The organism is Nostoc sp. PCC 9305 (assembly GCF_963920915.1).
Lineage (GTDB): Bacteria > Cyanobacteriota > Cyanobacteriia > Cyanobacteriales > Nostocaceae > Nostoc.
This window is the reverse complement of record NZ_CAWUDN010000019.1, coordinates 1-20,326: the sequence shown is the minus strand read 5'-3', so window position 1 is coordinate 20,326 and position 20,326 is coordinate 1. Positions and strand designations below refer to the sequence as shown.

Sequence of the window (20,326 nt, the reverse complement as noted above, 5' to 3'; positions counted from 1 at the left end):
ATGAGATGTGAGTTGTGATTTTTATTTCTAACTCCTCACTCCTAACTCCTAACTTTGTTATCTGGTTTCCATAGTTTCCACTCGGAAACGTTCAACGGAGGCGATCAAGTCACGAGATACACCTACTAAGTGTTGTAGGGCACCTGAAACTCGCTGTGCTTCTTGGGAAGTTTCTTGGGCGGTCAGTTCCACTGATTGCATTACATGAGCAACGGCGCGGGAGGTTTCCGTTTGTTCCACAGTGTCGCTAGTAATAGAGCGCACAAGAATATCGATGCGATTCGCCACTTGAATAATGTTTTCGAGCGATCGCTTGGCATCTTCTGCCAATTTTGTCCCTTTAATTACTTGTTGTGTGCCTTCTTCCATCGCGGTCATTACAGAACCTGTTTCGCTTTGGATTTGCATCACAATTTGTTCAATTTCCTTTAGGGATTTAGCAGATTTATCTGCTAGCTGGCGCACTTCATCTGCAACGATCGCAAACCCGCGTCCCGCTTCTCCCGCTCTTGCCGCCTCAATACTAGCATTGAGTGCTAACAAGTTTGTTCTCGAAGCAATTTGAGAAATCAACGCCACAATTTTAGAAATTTCTTGGGAAGATTCCGCCAGGCGCTTCACTTTGCGAGTGGTTTCGGCAACGGTTTCTCGAATTTCTAAAATCCCCGCCACGGTATTTTCTACTGCTTCGCCACCTTTCAAGGCGATCGTACTAGCATCACGAGCAACGGTTTCAGCTTCCCGCGCCGCCTCTGCTACCCGCTGAATCGAGTCGGTCATCACCTGTACAGAATTCAGCGTTACTGCCAACTCTTCTGCTTGCCGCAAAGCATCACTAGATAAGGCTCTGGCAAAGGTTTCGGAGTTGGTTGCACCTTTTGTTACATCCTTCGCCGCCACTTTTACCTGTTGGACAATATCCCGCAGGTTTTGAATTGTTAGGTTAAAGGCGTCAGCTACGGCTCCCAGTACGTCAGCTGTCACTTCCGCTTGGACTGTTAAATCGCCTCTAGCAGCTCCTTCCACATCATCCAAAAGGCGGATCACCTGACGTTGCAGGTTTTCTTTGGCTTCCTCTTGTTCATCGGCTTTGCGTTGGGCTTCACTTGTGGTTGTGAAAATTACCCGCGCCATTTCATTAAAGCCAGTGGATAAATGCCCCAATTCATCTTCGGAATATACTGTAGCTTGAGCATTCAGATTTCCTTGACGTACAGCCTCAAACTGGGCTTGGAGGTCATCAGTTGTGCGCCGAATTTGTTTAAGCGCCAGATTCCCCATGAAGCCTGCGGTAGCAAAACCTGCAATTCCAGCGGCTAGTGACATTGCCCAACCGGTGTTTCGTACTGATTCTCGTTGTTGGGGTGGCGAAAATGTGGTGGCGACAAAGCTAACTGTAGCTACAACCAGCGCTGAGACAATGCCCACACTTCCAGCAATTAGCCATTGTTTCCGTTCAATGGAAGCATTTTCTAATGGTGCTAACCATCCTTGCTCAATGCTGACGTTGGGTTCTAGTTTGGAGATATCTGTTTGGCTAAAGACTGGAACGGCTTCATGGGAACCAGTCATTGAGAAAAGTTCTTCTTCGCGATCGGCTGAATTACTTGCAAAAGCCTCTGCTACTTTAGGGCGTCCAGTGTCACTAGTTTCTGATGGAGCAGAATGCATTGCGACATTACCGAAGTTAGAATCTCCTTCGATCAGGTCAAACCCTGGAATATTGCCTAAATCATCAAATTCCTCAAAGTCATCTAAAAACTCGATATTGCTCTTAGAATTTTCTCCATTTAGTATATTACTTGAGTCTTCATAAGAGTTTAAACTCTCTGAGCCAAAGGCAGACTCAAATGCTTCCATATCAAAATTTTCATCGTCATCGAAGCTATTTTTTCCGATGAATTCACCTGATTTAAATTGCTTTTCCTTCTGAGGTAAATTACTATTAAAAGATGATGTATTATCAGGTAAATTCGGCTGAAATGCTGATTCCAGCTCTACTTGTTTTGGTGTTAACCAACTATGGGATTCGGTTTCAGACAAGTTATTTTGACTGCCATTTTCCAAGTTATTTGTTGTTGGCGAATCATTTCTTAGTTCTTCTGAAACAATCAGTAAAGTTTCGTCTCCAAAACTAGATTTTTTATATTCTAAATTTCCCATAGTCTGATCTGGAGACTTTGGCTCACTCAACAAATCAGGGAAATTATTCTCGTTATTACCAGTTTGTGAGTTAGAAGATGAAGAGTTATTATTGTCAATAGTTGAATTTCCGTAAGGAGAATTTATCCCATTATCTGAGAATTGACTATTTGCTAATGATTCTTCGGAAATATCTTCTGAGATACTTTCCTGCCAAAAAGCAGGCAACTCTAATTCTGTGTTCTCCTCCCATTTTTTATTTGACTCTTCTTCCTGTGATTCTTCATTCATGGCAAAAGGGTCATCACCAAAAGCTATAGAAGAATCTGAGATTTTTTCTGTTCCAATACTATCTTCCGTGGGCAGATCGAATGGACTTTTTGAAGATATATCTTCAACGCCATTCATACTTTCTTGATGCTCTCCAAAAAAGTTCAAATCAAGGTTCTCGCTGTCAAACTCCTGATTAGCACTTAAATCTTCTAATTCTGATTCGTTATATGCCAGTGGATCGGATATCTCTGAAGAGTTTATTTCCTCTTGACTTTCTGATGGATCGATCTGCCCACTAAATGACTCTAAATATTGATTGATATTGTCAATTCCATTCTTGGCAAAACCAATAATTTCTCGATCGTTAGTCAAGCCTAACACCTGTTGATATTCTTCTTTTGCTACATCATAGTGCTGTAAAACATAGTAGATGTGACCCCTCAACAAATGGGTATTGGGGTCATCTGGTAAATTTTGCACCACTTGGTCAACTAAAGTGGCCGCAACCTCATAATTTCTTTGAACATAGGCGGTCATCGCCTGTTGATATGTTGGCTCGTAATTATCAATACTTGCTGCCATTTCCTCCTCCAATTTCATCCTGCCCACCTAGCACTTCGTACAATTGCCATTTGATCGAGCAGTCGTAGACACTGGTTGCTTTTAGCACCTAATGACCACTCTCCACGTAAAAAGGGAGCCATAGTATCTGGAACACTAGTTGGTGGCATCAGATTCTGGACATCCAACCAGTCCATACCACCGATTTCCTCTACTGCTAAACCCACTATTGTGTCTTGCTCTTCAATGGCAATCACCGAAATTTCAGCTCTATCCGTGTTTAATGCACCTGCTTCCCCCAGAAATTGACCCAAATCGGCCACCCAAATAACTCGACCTCGTAAATTTAGAGTACCCAAAAGTAAAGGAGAAGCATTAGGAATCGGGGTGATTCTATCAGGACTTAGTTCAATTACCTCTCGGATGCCAGTTGCTTGTAGTGCAAACTCCTGATGCGAGGGAATGTAAAACCTCAAATGTAACTCACCTTCAGGACTTTCTACTTGTAATTCTGGTCGAAAGTGGTCTTGACCGCCGCCACTTAAAAAGTCCGGTTTGCTGACCATGTTGTTTTTATCCTTATCCTCGCAGCAGTTGTTTGACTGTTCCTACCAACTCGGTTGGTTGAAATGGTTTGGCTATGTAAGCGTCTGCACCCTGCTTCATGCCCCAATAGCGATCGAATTCTTCGCCTTTGGAAGAACACATAACCACTGGGACATTTTGGGTTTTTGGATCGGATTTTAACCGCCGACAAACTTCGTAGCCGTTCATTCGGGGCATGACAATATCTAATACCACTAAATCTGGAGGTGCTATTTGAATTGCCTCTAATGCTTCTAATCCATCACTAGCATGGGTAACTGTTAGGCCAGTTGCTTTCAGGAGGTCTGTAATCATCTCCCTTTGCGCTATACTGTCTTCCACAATCAGAACTGTGCTCATAATTGTCTATTTACCTCCTGATTTAGACGTTCCTAATTGGAACATTCCCTGATTCCTCCGCAAGTATTAACTGTATAAATTAATTTTATGCCTTCACTATTTTCCCGGAGATTGACGTTTCACTCAGTTAACTGACTCTGTGATAACATCTTTTAACTCATCTTTTAGTAGATCAACAAATCTTTGATCTCTTTATATGCCCCATAGGTGAGAGAGATGAGGGAAAAATAATTAATGCCCCATACCCAATTTTCATGGGTTGTTGATATATTTTTCTACGAGCATAAGTAACTCAGTATCTGTAAACGGCTTTGTCAAATAATCTGTTGCCCCGACCATCCTAGCTTTGACTCGATCCATAAACCCATCTTTCCCAGTAAGCATGATAATCGGCGTGAGCCGAAATGCTGTTGAATGTCGCAGCATGGCACAAACCTCGTATCCTTCCAATTCCGACATGGCAATGTCGCATAAAATTAAATCCGGTTTGAGTTGAAAAACCAGACTCAGTGCTTCTAAGGGATTGGTAAGAGCGATCGCTTCATAACCTTGTGGTTGTAAGATGGAATTTATAGTCTCACCGATGGCGATCGCATCGTCAATACATACTATCCGCCCCATCGGTTTTTCTTTCAATTCCCAGCTATCCGTGTATGTATCTGGGTAATTAGTCTCTGAATATACTAGTTGTAGCCAACTTTGTTGCACATAAGGATATATTGCCTTAGCTACTGTCAAAATATCTCGGTTGAGATGGCGAGCTAGTTGTCGCAAGGATGTTTTACCATCAGCCCAATGTTGTAGCTTATTCACGGTTGCTTCTGGTAAAGAAGATTGTAGCTGAACTTTGTCAGATAGCACTGGCAATTGCTCTGGAGACTGAATGTGTGGATAGAGTTGCTTCCACTCTTGCAGCTGCTTGGTGATTTTTGTCACCAATGGAGCAATCTCATAAGTGTTTAATTGCGGGGCAAGTGCTGCACCCTGATGGAAAATGAAGTTACCTTGGCGTAAACTCAGCAGGTCAAAGAGAGTTTCATGGACTAAACCGTAAATGATACTAGCGGCTATCTTTGGGTTAATGATATTCCGCTCCAAGAGTGCCCAAAGATAGGCATACTCTGGCGCGTCGGTTGGTGGTAGGGTGGCAATTTGTTTGTCGGTGAGTCGCATCTCAACGCGATAATGACGTAAATAATCGCTAATTCTGGATAAACTACTCTCGCCTTCTTGGCAATAGATAATTTGGCCATTAAGGAAAAAAACGAACCAAGACTGTTGTTTAGAGCGATAAATGTTTGCTCCATCTCCACCCAGTTTATTGTTATGGTGAGAGCTATAAGCTTCCACCCATAGTTGCCCAGTTCGCTGTCCCAATTCAATCAATTGCAGGATACTGCAAATATCAATTTCATTTAAATTTCCCTGCATTTAGCTAAAAAGTACTCCTTAAGTATTGCTGAATTCTGAATCGTGAATTATGACTTATTCTTTAAGTATTGATTATGGAGTATTGAAAAGATTTTTACTCTATTCTGATTGTCATAGGGAATACATTAAGCTATAAACCTTTATTTTTCGTAATACACTTTGACAAAGCTAGTGTTAACACGGAAGTCATCACCACTGTCATCAGTACAAAATATAAAGGCGCGACCAGATCGCTTCTATAAGTATCAAGACGTAACATCTTGCGTCTATAGTTTTGTCTGTCTTGTTTTTCTAAACCTTGGTTCAGTGAGACAAGTTAACAGAATTATTTAAGGTATATCTCAAAACACGAACTTTAAGTGCATCAATAAAGGACTAACGGTGTGCTGTATTTAGCAGAAGTACAAAAACAGAAAGGTGGTTTACTCAGTGGCGGTGGCAAAACCGAACTGAAACTGCTAGCTTGTCAGCGAACTGACCAGAATTGGAGTACTGTGTCGGAAGAGGTGATTGCCGCTGAGGACGCAAGCAAATTAAATGATGGTGCTTTGGTATTGGTTGAACTGAATCCGAATCGTCAAGTGCAGCGGATTCAAGAAGCAGGACGTCCACTCGTCAACATTTTGCAGAATTTTTCCCGCCAGTTGGAGAAATTTAAGCTCAAGGAAGATGAGATCGATCAGTGGAAACAGTCACTCACATTTCAGGCGCAAGAGTTGAATCGCCGTGAAATGGACATGGAGGTACGAGCAGAACAGTTGCAGCAATTGGAGGATGAGGTACAACATCTAGAGGAGCAAAAACAGGAAGTTGACACCTCCCGCCAGGAAATTGAACGATTACAAGGAGAAATTGAGCGCAACCGCCAAGAGTTGGAAGGCGCTTGGGAGCATTTACGGGGTGAGCAGCGTCGCCTGGAAGAACGCCAAGCGGATTTTCAACAAGGGACGGTTTTGGATGAGGAGCAAAGTCGAGTAATGAGTGAGTTACTCGATCGCTTGTCTAGTCGTGTTACTCCTACGGAAAAAGTTAGAGAACACCTGCATCTAGCCTTTGAATTGGTCGAAAAGCAGCAAGCGACTCTTACCCCGCATTGGCAAAAACTGGAGGAGCATAAAAATGCGATCGCACAACAGCAAGAAGAAGTTGAGCGTTTATCACAAACTTTTAGCGATCGCCAAAATGCATTGCAACAAGCACAAAATTCTCTAGTTCAGCAAACAGCCCAATTACAAATAAATACAGCAGACCTTACCAGTAAGCAAGAATATGCTCGGCTCGTCAAAGAGCAGTTACGAAATGCCGAAGAGTTATATCAACAGATGCATTCTTTAGCGGCAACATCTGGTGATGTAGTTCTCGGCAAGCAAGCTGATGTGGAGGCTTTGGATAAAATGCCTTTAGAAGAACTACAAAAGATAGTGCAAGACTTGCAGCATAAGTTAGAAATCGATGCTAGCTTTGTTCACGATCAAGAACAAGAACTGAAATATAAACAAGAAGCTATAGAAGAACTCCAAACTAAATTAAATCAAGCATCTGACCATGACCACATCAATTTGGAATTAGAACTAACTGATGAAAAAGACCTTTATCAGATGCTAAATTCCAGTTTGGTGGGGCAACGCCGCAATATGCTACAGCACCAGAAGTTTCTCAAGCAACATCAAGCTGTACTGCTACGGCGGCAAGGACATACTGTTACTGAAGAAGAAGAAAGTAACAACAAAATTAATTTAGAACCGATTCTGTTACAAATTGAAACCCAGCGACAACAATATTCACAGGAAATCCAAAAGCTGGAACGTGAAATTGAACAGATTCGTTCTGGTGTTGAACTCAATCAGGGAATGATTGACAATCAAACTCACGATCTAGATGAAAAGCGCCAAGAACTGAAAGCGATCGAGGAAAATTTGCTATCTTTACGAAGAACAACTGCTGAATTATCTGGTCGAGTGAATCTTTATCAAGAAGCACTACAACCAATTCAAGATTCTCTAGATGGATTACGGCAAAAGCTGCAAGGAATTGCAGAATCTTTGGATCAATTCCAGGAAACTGGTGATTATCAAGTCCAAGCGATCGCTCAATTGCGTCATACTCTCCAGAGTTTAATGCCTCAGCCAGAATTACTAGCGTCTTAATAAGTTAGGAGTGATGAGTTAGGAGTTAGGAATTATGAATTAAAGAAAATTTCTAACTCAAATCTCAACACCCAAAACCGAAAAATCCAAACTTCAAATTCCAAATTTAAAACTCTTAACTCCTAACTTCCAACTCCTAACTATTTAAAACAGATCCAGTCACCTTCTACTTGAGCGATCGCACCACCAGGAAATGGATCGGTTTGCGATCGGTTGGGCGCTATAATTAAAGCCGTTAATTTTTCAATGTGTTCAAAACTGGGCGCATCAGTCAGTATTTGCTGCAATACCTGACGCATCACGCGACGTTGCAACGCCAGTGGTGCTTTCTGTAATACCCGGCGATTTAACCGTAAGGGAAGAACAGTAAGAGAATCTTCTTCATGTCTCACGCCCAATGCCGCACCCCGCAACTGCTGGGCAGCTTTTTCCAAATATTCCACTTCCGCTTGTAAAAGTTCTGCTGTTTGGGCTAAGGCTGATTCTACTTGGGGGTTGAAATTATCTCGCAAATATGGTAGTAATTCTTGGCGAATGCGGTTGCGGGCATATTGCAAATCTTGATTGGTAGAATCTTCCCAAATTGGTAATTTAAATTCTTGACAAAATTGCTCTGTTTGTATTCGAGTAATTTCTAAAAGTGGACGCACTAACATAATGCCCGTAGTTAGGGGGCGTTGCCAAATCAGGGCTTGTAAACCATCAGCACCAGTACCGCGAATTAAATTGTAGAGGAGAGTTTCGGCGCGATCGCTGGCGGTGTGTCCTGTAACTATATATTGATAATTATTTGCCTGTGCGATCGCACTTAAAACTTGATAGCGCCAATCGCGTGCAGCAGCTTCACTATTTATCGGTTTGTTCGCTGTTTCTAAATAAAAGGATATACCCCAAGTTTTCGCTAAATTTTCGACGTGGTTAGCATTAGCTTCAGAGTCAGAACGCCAGCGATGATCGCAGTGAGCAATACCTAAATACCATCCCCATTTGGATTGTAAATCTAAAAGTAATTTTATTAAACACAGAGAATCTTGTCCGCCGGAAACAGCGATTAATAGCCGCTGGTTGCGCTCAAATAAGTGGCGCGCTCGGATGGTGCGATGAATTTTTGCATGTAGGGGAGTCCATACCATTTTATTTTTTCAGCGCACACAGACACAGATAATTTTATATTATATCTGTCTATATCAACTTGGGTATTAGTTTTTACCTTCCTTTAGTTGCTGCCGAAGGTCGTCAAGGGGAGAGTTTTCGTGTTTGATGTCTAATCGATTATCTTCGATTTCAGTTTCATCAGGGCAGAATTCTAGGCGTACTCTAATTTTACCTGTCCGCCATTGTTGACCGGGTATTAAAACACAACATTCAAATCCTTCTCCAAATACTCTTGATCCTGACGATGTAAAGTGTTCTGCCCAAATTTTTTTGATTTCTTTGAATAACTGAAACACTATTTGAGTGCGGGGTAAATTTTCAAATGCTTCTTGATAAAAATGCACAACATCATCAGGATTTAGAGGTTCCCATTCATCATTCATAATCAATTTCCTGTAACTAAATTTATAGTTCCCAAGAGACTGGAATTAATTGTTTGGATTTAACTGACAGCCGCAACTTATTTAACTATCACTGCAAGTTGGGGGAAACTAATGAAGAGTCGTGAGTACAGTTAGCAGTAGCGGAGCGTTGAGTCATTGCTGAGTAGCGATCGTCACCCTGAACATGAAGTAATAGAGATAATTTACTTAAAACAAGTAGTGCTAATTAGAACTTAGTATATATCTCTTACCCAAGAGTAGGGGATATTATACATCATAAATTTCTGTTGTAATTAGTCCTGGGTGGAGCTAGCGTAAAGTGGACAATTTGACAATCTTTAATACTAAAACTACTTGGCGTATAGTCATAATCTGTCCGCACGCAAGAAGAACGCAAGACACTTAATATATGGTTCAGAATCTCGAAAGAACACGCCAGAGTGCAAGGTTTCCAGAAACTGCACCGGCTGCTAATCCCGTATTTTTTAGAACCTATAGCCGCCGTACAAAGGCGGGACTAAGGGAAACATGGGATGAGGTATGCGATCGCACTATACTCGGTTTAGTAGAGTTGGGAAAGTTAACTCAAGAAGAAGCTGCCACACTGGATAAGATGCAGCGCAACTTGAAAGCTATGCCCAGTGGGCGCTGGTTATGGGTTGGTGGTACAAATTGGATAACCAAGCCAAAGAACTTTTCCGGGGCTTATAATTGCACCTCCACCAATCTCGAAGACTGGAGTGCCTTCGGATTAATGATGGATCTGGCAATGATGGGCTGTGTGCGATTCGTTGGCTAGAAACCAAGACCAGTAAGGGTTTTGGAGGATTAGCCGCAAGGTAAACCTACCCAAAAGGTAAGAGCCTTGACAACTTGATAGTCATGTTGGTGACATCGAAATAAATCAAAAGTCAGTACAGTCAAAATCATAGATATATCTAATGGTAAACCTGGAAAGCATAAGAAAAACGATGAAGTCCAACCCCCTAAGTGCAAGGGTGAAAGCACTTTCCCCACGGTAGCGACTAGCCATCAATCCGTGAAGCGGGAATGAACGGTGGTAAGAGGTCAGTCCAGACCTCAATCCCAACTAGCAAGAGAGTACGGTTAGCGAAAGCAAATCTACATCTGAATCATCGCGATCATATAAAACAGCCTAGTGGACTAACAGGCTGTGCCAAAAGGCAAGGGTAGAGTGACCGGAATTGCTACCATCTCGGTCTGCACCACTCGTAACCCCGGTGAACAGTAGAAACCTAAACTCTCAACCAATGACTATCAGGAACGAAGTAACTACATAGTTTCTCTCAGGAAGGTCGATACCTGAGCAGGTGCTAACCGGATGAGCTATGTGGCGAGATTGAGTCAGAAGCTAATGCCTACAGTAATGTGTAGGATATGCTGACGGACTCACGGGAAACAGATACATGTAGGTACAAGTAGCAATGAAGATGACTAAAACGAGTTTCAAGACTACGGTAGTATGGAACCAAATCAACTGGAAGAAAATCCAGCGGATTGTGTTCAAGTTGCAAAAGCGCATACATAAAGCTGCTCAACGTGGGGATGTCAAAGCAATGCGACGACTCCAGAAGACCTTGATGAAATCCTGGTACGCCAAGCTCCTAGCAACGCGACAAGTGACCCAAGACAACCAAGGCAAGAAAACAGCAGGGGTTGACGGAGTAAAATCTCTCGGATATGCCCAACGGCTGGAACTCGCTAACAATCTAGGAACTAACGGGAAAATAAAACCAACCCGTAGAATCTGGATTCCCAAGCGAGGAACAGACGAAAAGCGACCCCTTGGAATTCCCGTAATGGCAGACAGGGCAAATCAGGCATTAGCCAAGATAGCCTTAGAGCCACAATGGGAAGCCAAATTCGAGCCAAATAGCTACGGGTTCAGACCAGGACGGGCAGCACATGATGCTATTGAAGCCATCTACCTAGCAATCCATTGTACAAGTAAGTATGTCTTAGATGCCGACATTTCCAAGTGTTTTGACAATATCGACCATCAGAAGCTACTGAGCAAATTAAACACTTACCCATCCATGAAACGGATGATCCGCAACTGGCTAAAAGCTGGATTTATGGATGGACAAGATATATTCCCAACTGAAGCAGGTACGCCACAAGGGGGGGTCATCTCGCCTCTACTGGCAAATATTGCTCTCCACGGGATGGAAGAGGTCATCAAGGAATATGCAAACACCCTACCCACTCGAAGGGACTACGGGAAAAAGCAGAACCGTCATGCCCTCAGTTTAATTCGCTACGCTGACGATTTCGTGATTATCCACGAAGACATCAATGTAGTATTAGGGGCAAAAACCGCAATTGAAGGTTTCTTAAAAGACATCGGTTTGGAACTCAAGCCAAGCAAGACTAGAATCTGTCACACCTTTGAAGAATATGAAGGGGAACAACCTGGATTTGATTTCTTAGGTTTTAACATCCGGCAATTCCCAGTCAACGATGGGATGAGCGCAAGAGCGCCTAGATCAAGAAAAATTCTTGGATTCCAAACAATCATCCAACCAAGCAAGAAAGCGGTACAACGTCACTACAAGGCGATATCCGATGTCATCGACTCCCACAAGGCAGCACCGCAAAAAGTGCTAATCCAGAAACTCAACCCGATCATCCAAGGATGGGCTAATTATTACTCATCCGTTTGCTCAACAGATGCCTTCAGAGACTTAAATAACATGATTTACGTCAAGCTGACATCATGGGCAAAATACAGACACCCCAACAAAGGTGGCAAGTGGGTAACTGAGAAATACTGGACAAATGTAGGTGGAGATAACTGGGTGTTTGGATATACCAACCCAGACACGAATGAAAGATATATACTGTCAAAGCATACATGGACTAAGATTGTGCGCCACACCAAGGTCAAAGGCGATGCTTCACCATTTAACGGTGATTTCGTCTACTGGGGAATAAGAACTGGAAAAAGCAAAGAGATTCCATCTCTACTGGCAAAAACTCTTCACAAGCAGAAAGGAAAATGTGTTAACTGCGGTCTAACCTTCACAACGGAAGACCAAATTGAACTTGACCACATTTTACCAATCAGCCTGGGCGGAAAAAGAAAGTTCCATAACATTCAAGCATTGCATAGACATTGCCATAACCAAAAGACAGCCAGAGATGGCAGCCTGAGCGGTTCCCATGACAAGGGTATGTTTTCTGAGGAGCCGGATGAGGTGAAAGTCTCATGTCCGGTTCTGGAGACGAGTAGCACTCGCGAGGGTGTTGCTTAGTTTAATGGTACTGGAGCCGTCCTAGAACCACAATTTATTAACCAGTTGCCTGCAATTCGTAATCAACTGAATGTCACTGTAAAAGGTGAAATTGGCAGCACTCCTGTCCAACAGCGACGTGAATATACTGAAACTCATATAGAAGGTAATAACGTCACTATTCACGTTGGAGATAGCCGTGAAGGTTGGGTTGAATCATATCAAGCCTTATTAGAACTCTCTACTGATGAACAATTTTCAGCAGCAGTTGAAGTATTAGTTGATATCAGCGATGTCCGAAAAGCGGGAGAAACTCTCAACGGCTTTGGAGGAGTTGCTAATCCTGTAAAATTGCCCGGACTCTATCAGCGTTGTGCATCTATTCTCAATAAAGCTGTAGGACGACAATTAAATTCAGTTGAATGCTGTCTATTAATCGATCAAGCTGCTGTAACAATTGTTGCAGGTAATATCCGGCGCTGTCTGCCTGAAGATGCTTTAGTTCATACTTCCAAAGGTCTTGTTCCCATTTGCGATGTCCAAGTAGGCGATCTAGTACAAACTCCTTTAGGATTTCGGCGAGTTGTTGATAAATTCGACCAAGGATTTCAAGATGTCTATGAAATTGAAACTAATGCGACTTACCCAAGAGCAACTTTAAACCATAGACAAGCAGTTCTTGCAGATGCTCAAGGGGGAATTACCTGGAAGTCGATTGCAAGTTTAGTTGAAGGCGATCGCCTACAGCACAACACACAAGTTCTACCTGGTACAGTTACCCATCTCCCCCCTGATTTTACTGAATCTCGACCCTCAAACAGTCGCACAGCTAAGTCGTTTATAATTCCCGAATTGACAGCTGAGGTTGCTTGGCTAATTGGGTTAACCCACGGTGACGGCTATATTGCTCTCGGTCGCAATAAGTATGATAAGCCCTATGGCCGGGTTGAATGGGCAATGAACAGCTTAGATACAGAACTAACAACTAGAGTTCAAGCCAAAATAGATGCTGCTTTAGCTTTATTTGGATTGACTGCTACTCATGGGATCATCAAGGGCGAAAACACTGCCAAATCAATCTGCTCATCTATTCGACTAGCTGAGTACTTCCATCGCTATATCAAGCAACCTAATATTCCCCTAGCGATTCCTAGTTTTATTTTGCAGGGTTCAGTAGATATCAGGGCGGCTTACCTAGCTGGATTAATGGACAGTGATGGTGCTGTCAATAACCGACCCCCTCACTTAGTTACCTCAGTCTATCGGTCATTTATTAGACAAGTTAGTGCAGTTTTATCCAGCTTGGGTATTGCTGGCAGAATTAGCATTACCCATCCACAGCAGTCGGGATGGCAAGTTAAGTACAACCTCACAATTCCAGCCCTTAAAGAGCGTTACAACGCCCTGATTGCACCTCACTCACTCAAGCGAGAACTCCGCCAAGGGCTGAAAATGTATGGTTTCACCGTGCCTGGTGCAATCATGCGGGAAGCTTATACCTATAGCGAGATGCGAGATATGGGATTTCAAGGTTCTCGCACTGTTGATGCTAATTATGAACGCTATATCGTTGAGGCTGATATCTCGTTAGATATTCCAGTCAGTGTTAAAGGATTAGGCAGTTACGATCATGTCCACACTTACGATATTGAAGTCGAAGAAGCTCATTGTTTTTATTGTGATGGCTATTTGACACACAATAGTGCTGGCATGAGGCAAGGTTCAAGCGTTGATAGTTTGTTTGCCGATGCCAAAGATAATTTATGGCAGCAAGATGAAAATGGCAACTGGCGAATCGATCCAGAGCGTGATGCACTCAGGATGGCAAACCACACTAGAGTTTTTCACCGCAAGCCCACCTTAGAAGAATGTGTTGGTGCTGTCCGCAAACAATATTACAGTGGCGAGGGAGCGATTCAATGGGCTGGTGAAGCCGTGGCGCGATCGAACATAGATTTGCTACCAACACAAGCTCTGAAAGTTGAATTTTTACAAGCTTATGAACAAGGAACAGCAAAACAGTGGTTAGAAGAACGTTATTCAAATCTTGATGCTAATGAGTTAGAACATCGTTTAGCTCGTTATGGGCTAAATCCGTGTGGTAATTGATTTTGCCTCACGTTAAAAACCTCGCAAAAACGGGGAAAGCTGAGATGCTAATCCCGTGGTAATCAAAGGAAGTAAAAAGCCTTTGACACCGTACAGCGTAGAGAGTGAAACTAGATTACATCCAAAATTGTTGTCTAGAATATAATCTCTCCAAGAGTGCGGGGGCGGATGTGAAAAACACTTTTATTATCTGACGTCACATCTGCAAAAGGTACGCGGAGCTACTGCAAATAATCAAGCAGTAGAACTAGGGGATAAAAAGCCTTTAGGGTAACAAATCTGGAAATCATCGGCTCTAATTTCCACTGTAATTTGTCAGAGGTTCATCTTAATCAAATTGACCCCCATAACTACAAAGAACAAGAGGAGGCTTTCACTGCTGGGGCGCTATCTGTAGCAGCACTTTTAAATCACAAATTCCTGGAACCACGCTATCAATACAGCCGTGAATTAGACCCGATTGTGGGAGTTTCTTTTACAGGTTTATTTGATTTCTTTGTCCATGCTTTTGGTGTTGATTGGCTGCGCTGGTGGGAAGAAGGAAGACCTGCAACTCCCCAAGGATTAGCTTTCAAGCGTGAGGAAGAGAAATACCTCAGTTCTTGGAGAGATATTGTACATCGGGTAGTTTGGGATTATTGCGATCGCCACAATCTCAAGCGCCCAAATCGCTGCACCACAGTCCAACCCAGTGGTACTAAGGCTTTATTAACTAATGCTAGTTCGGGGTGGCATCCTCCCAAAGCCCAAAGATTCATTCGTCGAATCACCTTCGGTAAAAATGACCCAGTAGCCTTAGCTTGTATTGACTATGGTTACAATGTCATTCCCTCTCAATCAGACAAAGATGAACACGGTAATTTGCTTAACGATCCCTTCGATCCACGGGTGAGTGAATGGCTAGTGGAAATCCCTGTTTCTGTAACTTGGGCTGATTTACCAGGAGCTGATGAAATTGATGTTTCTAAGTTTTCAGTCTTAGCCCAATTTGATTTTGTCCTCCAGGTTCAACGTTGGTACGTGACTCACAACACATCAGCTACTTTGGAACTGCGCTCTGATGAAATTGAGCCTTTGGGACAGCGCATTTACGAGACCATTCAGAATGATGAAGGATATATTTCAGCCGCTCTTTTAGCTCGTTTTGACGATTTGCAATCATTCCCACGTTTGCCATTTGAACCAATAAATAAATCAACCTACGATCGCTTAACTCAAGAAGTGAAAGCGCGGCGCAAAACAGATGATTTCTGTGCAGTACTAAGCCGCTACGATTTAGGCGAAATGACAGAGCCTGGCCCTAGTGGTTGTGATTCTGATAAGTGTATGTTTCCCGATCAGCAACCAAGCTCATAAGGCAGAATGACTGGGTATTGGGGACTAGGGGCTAGGAACTGTAAAGCAGATGAGAATAATCAATGCCCAATCCCCAATGCCGTAACACGTTACGATCAATTAAGAAGTAATAATTTTTTACGGCAGTGCCAGGAGTCTTTTTATGTTCATTGATGAATTGTCACCTATATTCAGAGAATTAACTCAACATCCAGTCTCATTTGTGGGTGGGTTTTTCTCTGGTGTGCTTCGGCTTAATCTTGCAGACGATCCCGTTAAAAGTTGGCTGGATAAACAAATCCGCTCAAATAGTTACACCAGTAATACAACGGACGCGCATAACGGCAAAGCCACTGGCCCTCAGCAGATTTCGATTGACTAAAAACTCCAATCATACATATAGGACTTACGCAAAATATCTCTCAAACTCTGATTTCTCCGTGTCCTCTGCGCCTCTGTGGTTCGTTATCCCGTAACTCGTGCGTAAGTCCTAACATAGTTAAATTTACGACAAAATAAGGAGTCAGTGCTGCCGACGCAGCGCTGACTCCTACTTTCTACAATAATTATTTTATTTTTTGGAAGTCATTTACTACTTGATTGGCACCCTGAGCATGAGCGCGCCCACTTGGTCTGGCGTGGGGCCGGGCTTGAAATTGATGTGGCAAAGCGCACACTCCGCCCTAAAGTTGCTGAGGGGGATTGAGCGTCGATAGTACCATTGATTGTTCGTGCGCTGGACGGACGCATATGCCTGTCCCGCCATTGCCAGCGCGTTTGCCTGACGCTCAAAGTTGTCGCTGGGGCGATCGCTTTCCCGAAGTGGGCCAACAGTGCCTACTAACCGCATATCTTTGTTCTGATCGTTAAATATCAGCGAGATGGAATGCTTGCCTTGCTCCACGTTAGCAGCAGTGGTTTCGTTGAACTCCTGCGTCAGTGCTGCGAATAACGTGTTGAACATAAGATCGCTTGTTTCTTGGGCGATCGCAACCTTCTCAGTTGGGGGTGGATAGTCAAAAGCACGGGCAATTCCCGTGAAACTGAACCCGATGATGAGCATCAGCACAAAAATTCCATAGCTGACTAGCTTTTTCAGACGCATTCTATTACTCCTTTGGTTTTGTATTATTCCTGAGTCATACCAATTCTGTGTGAAGATACATATAATAAGACCCCCATGCAGTCTCCCCAATGACTTGGGAAAACTGAGTAACTGGGGGTAAATATATACAACTTCACAAAGAAACGATATCCGCAACTTTGCATCACGGATAGAAACTTTACCCAATAGCAGTAACGGTTAGAGGGCAGAAATGAAAAATTTATTTTCCATTTGCTATGAAAGTATGTTCGCGTAGTATTTCGTATAACCTTATCATATTAAGCAGTGAAAATACTAGTACTATAATGGGTAAATATAAGTACTATATGAATTAACAATGTTTGGGGCTGAATCAATTGTTAAAGTTAGATAAACTTCCACCATTCCCCACCATCCGATTGTGCGATCGCTGGTAATATACTTGCTGTTCGTTTGACTTTGCTAGTAAGCACAAAGCAGTAGTGACGTGGCTAAATTGTTCCGAAAAAAGTAAAAGGTAAAAGTATGGAATTTTCCCAAACCCAGTAACCTTTAACCTTTTCCCAACATCTTGCAAAAGTAACTTTTGCAAGGTGTCTATTGTACTCCTGCAAAGAAGCAAGCTACGTAGAGAGTGTGATGATGAGTTACCAACTACCATTAACTGCGTTGCCAAATTTTAATTGTCTTATCCAAACTGCCGCTGACTAACATTTCACCGGAAGCCGTGAAGGCTAATGCTGTGACTATATTCCCATGACCTGTAAATGTACCCAGCAATTCCCCGGTTTGTAAATGCCACAACTTAATGGTTTGATCGGCACTACCGCTGGCGATAATTTGTCCATCGGGACTTAAAGCGATCGCATATACCCTATCTCTATGTCCTTTAAGGGTATGGAGTAATTCCCCAGTCTCCAATTGCCAAACTTTAATCGTTTGATCCCAGCTACCACTCACCAGCAGTTTACCATCTGCACTGATTGCTAAAGAACAAACGATGTGAGAATGACCCATCAGGGTATGCAGTGGTTGTGCATCTTTTAAACTTTTGATTCCCGTTTGGGGTGAGGTGCGCCAAACTTTGATTTTGCGGTAGCTACCTGTAACGAGAGTTTCGCCGTCTCGACTTAAAACTAAGGAATGAGCAGCTGTATCATCTAAAGAAAGTGCGATCGCAACCTGACGATGCATCAAATCCCAAAATAGAATTTTTCTATCATCTCCGCCTGTCGCTAACATTCTGCCATCTGGGGTAAAAGCAGCACACCGCACCACCCCATTATGTTTGTGCAAAATATCTATCAAGTCTAAAGCGCCTACGTGCCAAAGCTTAATTGTCGAATCTGCACCGCAACTCACTAAAGTCTGTCCATCTGAACTAAAAGCTAGGGAATTCACTTCATCCACCAGCCCAGATATTACCCAAGGATACTCTGATAATGTCTCTATTAATTCACCCTTGCTTAAATCCCAGAGTTTCGTCTCTCCACGACTACCACTTGCCAATATGGGTAAGGCTTTGCCATTGTTGCACCCAGAACTGAAAGCTAGGCAATTAATGCCTCTGGTGTGTCCTTGCAAAGTCTGCCAGCATTCCCAGTCACCGACTATAGCCTTGAGACAATGTTCTGATGGTAGAGTCTGTATTGTATGTGCGATCGCTCTCTCATTAATTACTGGCGACGTGTCTTTTTTACCCATCAGTGATTCTAAATACCAACCCAACCCCCCTGCATATAACAAATTACTCGGAGTGACATACAGTTTTGGTTCGCTAAATTCAAGTTGATTTGTAGGTAAAAAGCCTGCTATTATACTTTGCTTCTCGTAACCTAAATTACCTGTAGATGGATAAAATAAACAGAGAAAAATTAATACTTGGTGATTTTTTAAATCTTCTTGAGTAACCGACCACCTAATTTTGTCTTTCTTAATACCATTAAAACTTTCTCCATCAGCAACGTAAACTTGAACACTTAGCTGAGGATAATCTTTGATTATATAAGGAAATTTACTTTCGCCACCCAAATTTCCCTCATCATCTAAAATCATGTTTTGCAAAGTATCTTGTGACACCTTTTTTACTAACTTGCCCAAGCGTTCAGTTATTACCCTGTCAACAATATGCTCCCGTAAAAGATAATCTTGAGCTTGTTGTTGGAAGTATTTAGGAAAAGGTATCGTCCAGTCAGGAGGCTCAGGATATTCCGGCGGCGTCGGCGGCGGATTTTTGGCGAGAACTTCTGCTTGTTGGCGAGAAAGTTCTTGGAGTCTAGCCAAAGGCTCGCCCCAAAAGGCTATAACTTCAGTGTGACAACCTTTAACTTGACTTTCCAGCAAAGATAAGTCATAAGTTTTAGGTTTTTTCACACGTTGAAGAAAGTCAGTTTGTTGAGCTTTGAGTAAGCTAATCCAATCCATCTGCATTCCTGCGGCAAACTATTGCATACCTACGGTAAGCTATACAAATGCAATTACTCAAGTTTATAACCTTAGTTAATTAAAAATTCAGTAATATTAACAGTCTAATAAAACACAGCCATTGACAAATGTTTCCGTGAAAGAGATAGATGGATAGCACTTAGACATTTCATGAACTGATGCGTTGAAGTATATAGAATTAGATGATATCAGTCAATTCTAACGGAGGTGGATAACGAAATACTGTTTCCCTAGAAACACTTCTAACTGTAAAGGAAAGTTGAATTTGAGACGGATTTTAAAGATTACAGTAACGTTAAGTCAGCAAATAGCTACATAGAAATAACCTAGTAACGATAATTCTAGGAAATATCATCTGAAATCGAGATAAATGGTGAAGATTGGCTAATTTTAACCTTTGCGTTTTGGTTGTCTGGGTGTAGTACTTACATCAGAGGAGTCACCAAAAGTATCCCTTGCTTCGATCTGTTTAATTTTCATTTGCAAGTTCAAGTCATCACTGCTAACAATTGTTTCTAAATTCGCTAATCTTTGTTCTAGCAGTTCTATTTGCTGCTGTTGCAAATAGTTAGTTTTGGATTTTTGTTCATCAGAACGCCAAACCGCAACTGTACCAACAGCTGCGCCACCAATAGCAACTAAAGGAAGAATAGCACCGCTTCTAGTAACGGCTGACAATGGGACGCAAACTCCTAGAATGGCTACTGTAATTACCCAAATTCTAGTGGTAGCAGATAATCTGACATCTTGGTATGGTTCTACATTGGGTTGAGATTTTTTAGCCATGAGTAAATCTATTGAAAAGCTATTTGCTAGATTGACACAATTACTTATTAAAATACTTCCTACCATTGGGTTAGGTATAATTGCTATCTTATATATTTTTGTAATTATAGTTACTCAGTTATTTGCGATCGCTAGATTGGGATTTTACCAGACTCGCTACCACTTCTACTGATGGGAGGAACCTGCAATGGAGTTATTGCGAACAACAGCGCGCTATGGTGTAAGAGGATGTTTGAAAAGTCCTCTTGTCGGTATCAAAAATTTTAGATCCCCCTA

Annotated in this window: 15 protein-coding genes and 2 pseudogenes; 7 read left to right on the top strand and 10 right to left on the bottom strand. The window is 42.4% G+C overall.

The window, feature by feature from the left end:
* Positions 1–57 precede the first annotated feature (57 nt).
* The 4 genes from ACM0OX_RS09425 to ACM0OX_RS09410 all read right to left on the bottom strand — a co-directional run bounded on the left by ACM0OX_RS09425 (position 58) and on the right by ACM0OX_RS09410 (position 5,352).
* Positions 58–2,997, bottom strand: a complete 2,940-nt coding sequence (locus ACM0OX_RS09425) for a methyl-accepting chemotaxis protein (protein WP_414514649.1) — start codon at positions 2,995–2,997, stop codon at positions 58–60.
* 14 nt (positions 2,998–3,011) lie between these two features.
* Entirely contained in the window at positions 3,012–3,542 is a 531-nt protein-coding gene (locus ACM0OX_RS09420; protein ID WP_289799376.1) for a chemotaxis protein CheW, read from the bottom strand.
* Between the two features lie 13 nt (positions 3,543–3,555).
* Entirely contained in the window at positions 3,556–3,921 is a 366-nt protein-coding gene (locus ACM0OX_RS09415; protein ID WP_069073698.1) for a response regulator transcription factor, read from the bottom strand.
* 252 nt (positions 3,922–4,173) lie between these two features.
* A complete protein-coding gene (locus tag ACM0OX_RS09410) occupies positions 4,174–5,352 on the bottom strand; it encodes a response regulator (RefSeq protein ID WP_414514648.1) in 1,179 nt (392 codons plus the stop codon).
* A gap of 383 nt (positions 5,353–5,735) precedes the next feature.
* On the opposite strand from ACM0OX_RS09410, the gene hmpF reads away from it, so the two are divergent.
* Positions 5,736–7,499 carry a pilus motility taxis protein HmpF gene (gene hmpF, locus ACM0OX_RS09405; RefSeq protein WP_414514647.1) on the top strand — a complete coding sequence of 588 codons (1,764 nt, stop codon included), beginning with the start codon at positions 5,736–5,738 and terminating at the stop codon, positions 7,497–7,499.
* Between the two features lie 140 nt (positions 7,500–7,639).
* Here the strand turns inward: hmpF and tilS are convergent, their stop codons facing one another.
* Positions 7,640–8,632: a tRNA lysidine(34) synthetase TilS gene (gene tilS, locus ACM0OX_RS09400; RefSeq protein ID WP_414514646.1), complete on the bottom strand. Its 993-nt coding sequence runs from the start codon at positions 8,630–8,632 to the stop codon at positions 7,640–7,642.
* Between the two features lie 66 nt (positions 8,633–8,698).
* On the bottom strand, positions 8,699–9,037 hold the full coding sequence (locus ACM0OX_RS09395; protein WP_414514645.1) for a KGK domain-containing protein: 339 nt from the start codon (positions 9,035–9,037) through the stop codon (positions 8,699–8,701).
* A 409-nt stretch (positions 9,038–9,446) separates the two neighbouring features.
* Between ACM0OX_RS09395 and ACM0OX_RS09390 the strand changes: the two are divergent.
* The 5 genes and pseudogenes from ACM0OX_RS09390 to ACM0OX_RS09370 all read left to right on the top strand — a co-directional run.
* Positions 9,447–9,818, top strand: a pseudogene (locus ACM0OX_RS09390) (ribonucleoside-triphosphate reductase, adenosylcobalamin-dependent); the annotation flags it as partial.
* A gap of 670 nt (positions 9,819–10,488) precedes the next feature.
* On the top strand, positions 10,489–12,312 hold the full coding sequence (gene ltrA / locus ACM0OX_RS09385) for a group II intron reverse transcriptase/maturase (RefSeq protein WP_414514644.1): 1,824 nt from the start codon (positions 10,489–10,491) through the stop codon (positions 12,310–12,312).
* Between the two features lie 45 nt (positions 12,313–12,357).
* A complete protein-coding gene (locus tag ACM0OX_RS09380) occupies positions 12,358–14,400 on the top strand; it encodes an LAGLIDADG family homing endonuclease (RefSeq protein WP_414514643.1) in 2,043 nt (680 codons plus the stop codon).
* A gap of 282 nt (positions 14,401–14,682) precedes the next feature.
* Positions 14,683–15,756: pseudogene (nrdJ, locus tag ACM0OX_RS09375) on the top strand (ribonucleoside-triphosphate reductase, adenosylcobalamin-dependent); the annotation flags it as partial.
* Between the two features lie 142 nt (positions 15,757–15,898).
* Positions 15,899–16,117 carry a hypothetical protein gene (locus ACM0OX_RS09370; RefSeq protein ID WP_414514642.1) on the top strand — a complete coding sequence of 73 codons (219 nt, stop codon included), beginning with the start codon at positions 15,899–15,901 and terminating at the stop codon, positions 16,115–16,117.
* A 210-nt stretch (positions 16,118–16,327) separates the two neighbouring features.
* Here ACM0OX_RS09370 and ACM0OX_RS09365 read toward each other — a convergent pair whose 3' ends face one another.
* From ACM0OX_RS09365 to ACM0OX_RS09350, 4 genes are all read right to left on the bottom strand, one after another.
* Positions 16,328–16,840: a hypothetical protein gene (locus tag ACM0OX_RS09365; RefSeq protein WP_414514641.1), complete on the bottom strand. Its 513-nt coding sequence runs from the start codon at positions 16,838–16,840 to the stop codon at positions 16,328–16,330.
* 352 nt (positions 16,841–17,192) lie between these two features.
* A complete protein-coding gene (locus tag ACM0OX_RS09360) occupies positions 17,193–17,411 on the bottom strand; it encodes a hypothetical protein (protein WP_414514640.1) in 219 nt (72 codons plus the stop codon).
* A 68-nt stretch (positions 17,412–17,479) separates the two neighbouring features.
* Complete coding sequence (locus ACM0OX_RS09355; protein WP_414514639.1) at positions 17,480–19,249, bottom strand: WD40 repeat domain-containing protein; 1,770 nt, start codon at positions 19,247–19,249, stop codon at positions 17,480–17,482.
* 405 nt (positions 19,250–19,654) lie between these two features.
* Complete coding sequence (locus ACM0OX_RS09350) at positions 19,655–20,050, bottom strand: hypothetical protein (RefSeq protein ID WP_335181559.1); 396 nt, start codon at positions 20,048–20,050, stop codon at positions 19,655–19,657.
* Here ACM0OX_RS09350 and ACM0OX_RS09345 point away from each other — a divergent pair.
* On the top strand, positions 20,049–20,222 hold the full coding sequence (locus tag ACM0OX_RS09345; RefSeq protein ID WP_414514638.1) for a hypothetical protein: 174 nt from the start codon (positions 20,049–20,051) through the stop codon (positions 20,220–20,222). The two genes, ACM0OX_RS09350 and ACM0OX_RS09345, sit on opposite strands and share 2 nt — an antisense overlap.
* Positions 20,223–20,326: the final 104 nt, after the last annotated feature.

Excerpts from the sequence above, each read along its gene's own strand:
- ACM0OX_RS09410 (WP_414514648.1), bottom strand. The coding sequence starts at position 5,352 with ATGCAGGGAAATTTAAATGAAATTGATATTTGCAGTATCCTGCAATTG.
- ACM0OX_RS09370 (WP_414514642.1), top strand. The coding sequence starts at position 15,899 with ATGTTCATTGATGAATTGTCACCTATATTCAGAGAATTAACTCAACAT.
- ACM0OX_RS09425 (WP_414514649.1), bottom strand. The coding sequence starts at position 2,997 with ATGGCAGCAAGTATTGATAATTACGAGCCAACATATCAACAGGCGATG.
- ACM0OX_RS09355 (WP_414514639.1), bottom strand. The coding sequence starts at position 19,249 with ATGCAGATGGATTGGATTAGCTTACTCAAAGCTCAACAAACTGACTTT.
- ACM0OX_RS09365 (WP_414514641.1), bottom strand. The coding sequence starts at position 16,840 with ATGCGTCTGAAAAAGCTAGTCAGCTATGGAATTTTTGTGCTGATGCTC.
- ltrA (WP_414514644.1), top strand. The coding sequence starts at position 10,489 with ATGACTAAAACGAGTTTCAAGACTACGGTAGTATGGAACCAAATCAAC.
- ACM0OX_RS09395 (WP_414514645.1), bottom strand. The coding sequence starts at position 9,037 with ATGAATGATGAATGGGAACCTCTAAATCCTGATGATGTTGTGCATTTT.
- ACM0OX_RS09350 (WP_335181559.1), bottom strand. The coding sequence starts at position 20,050 with ATGGCTAAAAAATCTCAACCCAATGTAGAACCATACCAAGATGTCAGA.
- ACM0OX_RS09345 (WP_414514638.1), top strand. The coding sequence starts at position 20,049 with ATGAGTAAATCTATTGAAAAGCTATTTGCTAGATTGACACAATTACTT.
- tilS (WP_414514646.1), bottom strand. The coding sequence starts at position 8,632 with ATGGTATGGACTCCCCTACATGCAAAAATTCATCGCACCATCCGAGCG.
- ACM0OX_RS09420 (WP_289799376.1), bottom strand. The coding sequence starts at position 3,542 with ATGGTCAGCAAACCGGACTTTTTAAGTGGCGGCGGTCAAGACCACTTT.
- ACM0OX_RS09415 (WP_069073698.1), bottom strand. The coding sequence starts at position 3,921 with ATGAGCACAGTTCTGATTGTGGAAGACAGTATAGCGCAAAGGGAGATG.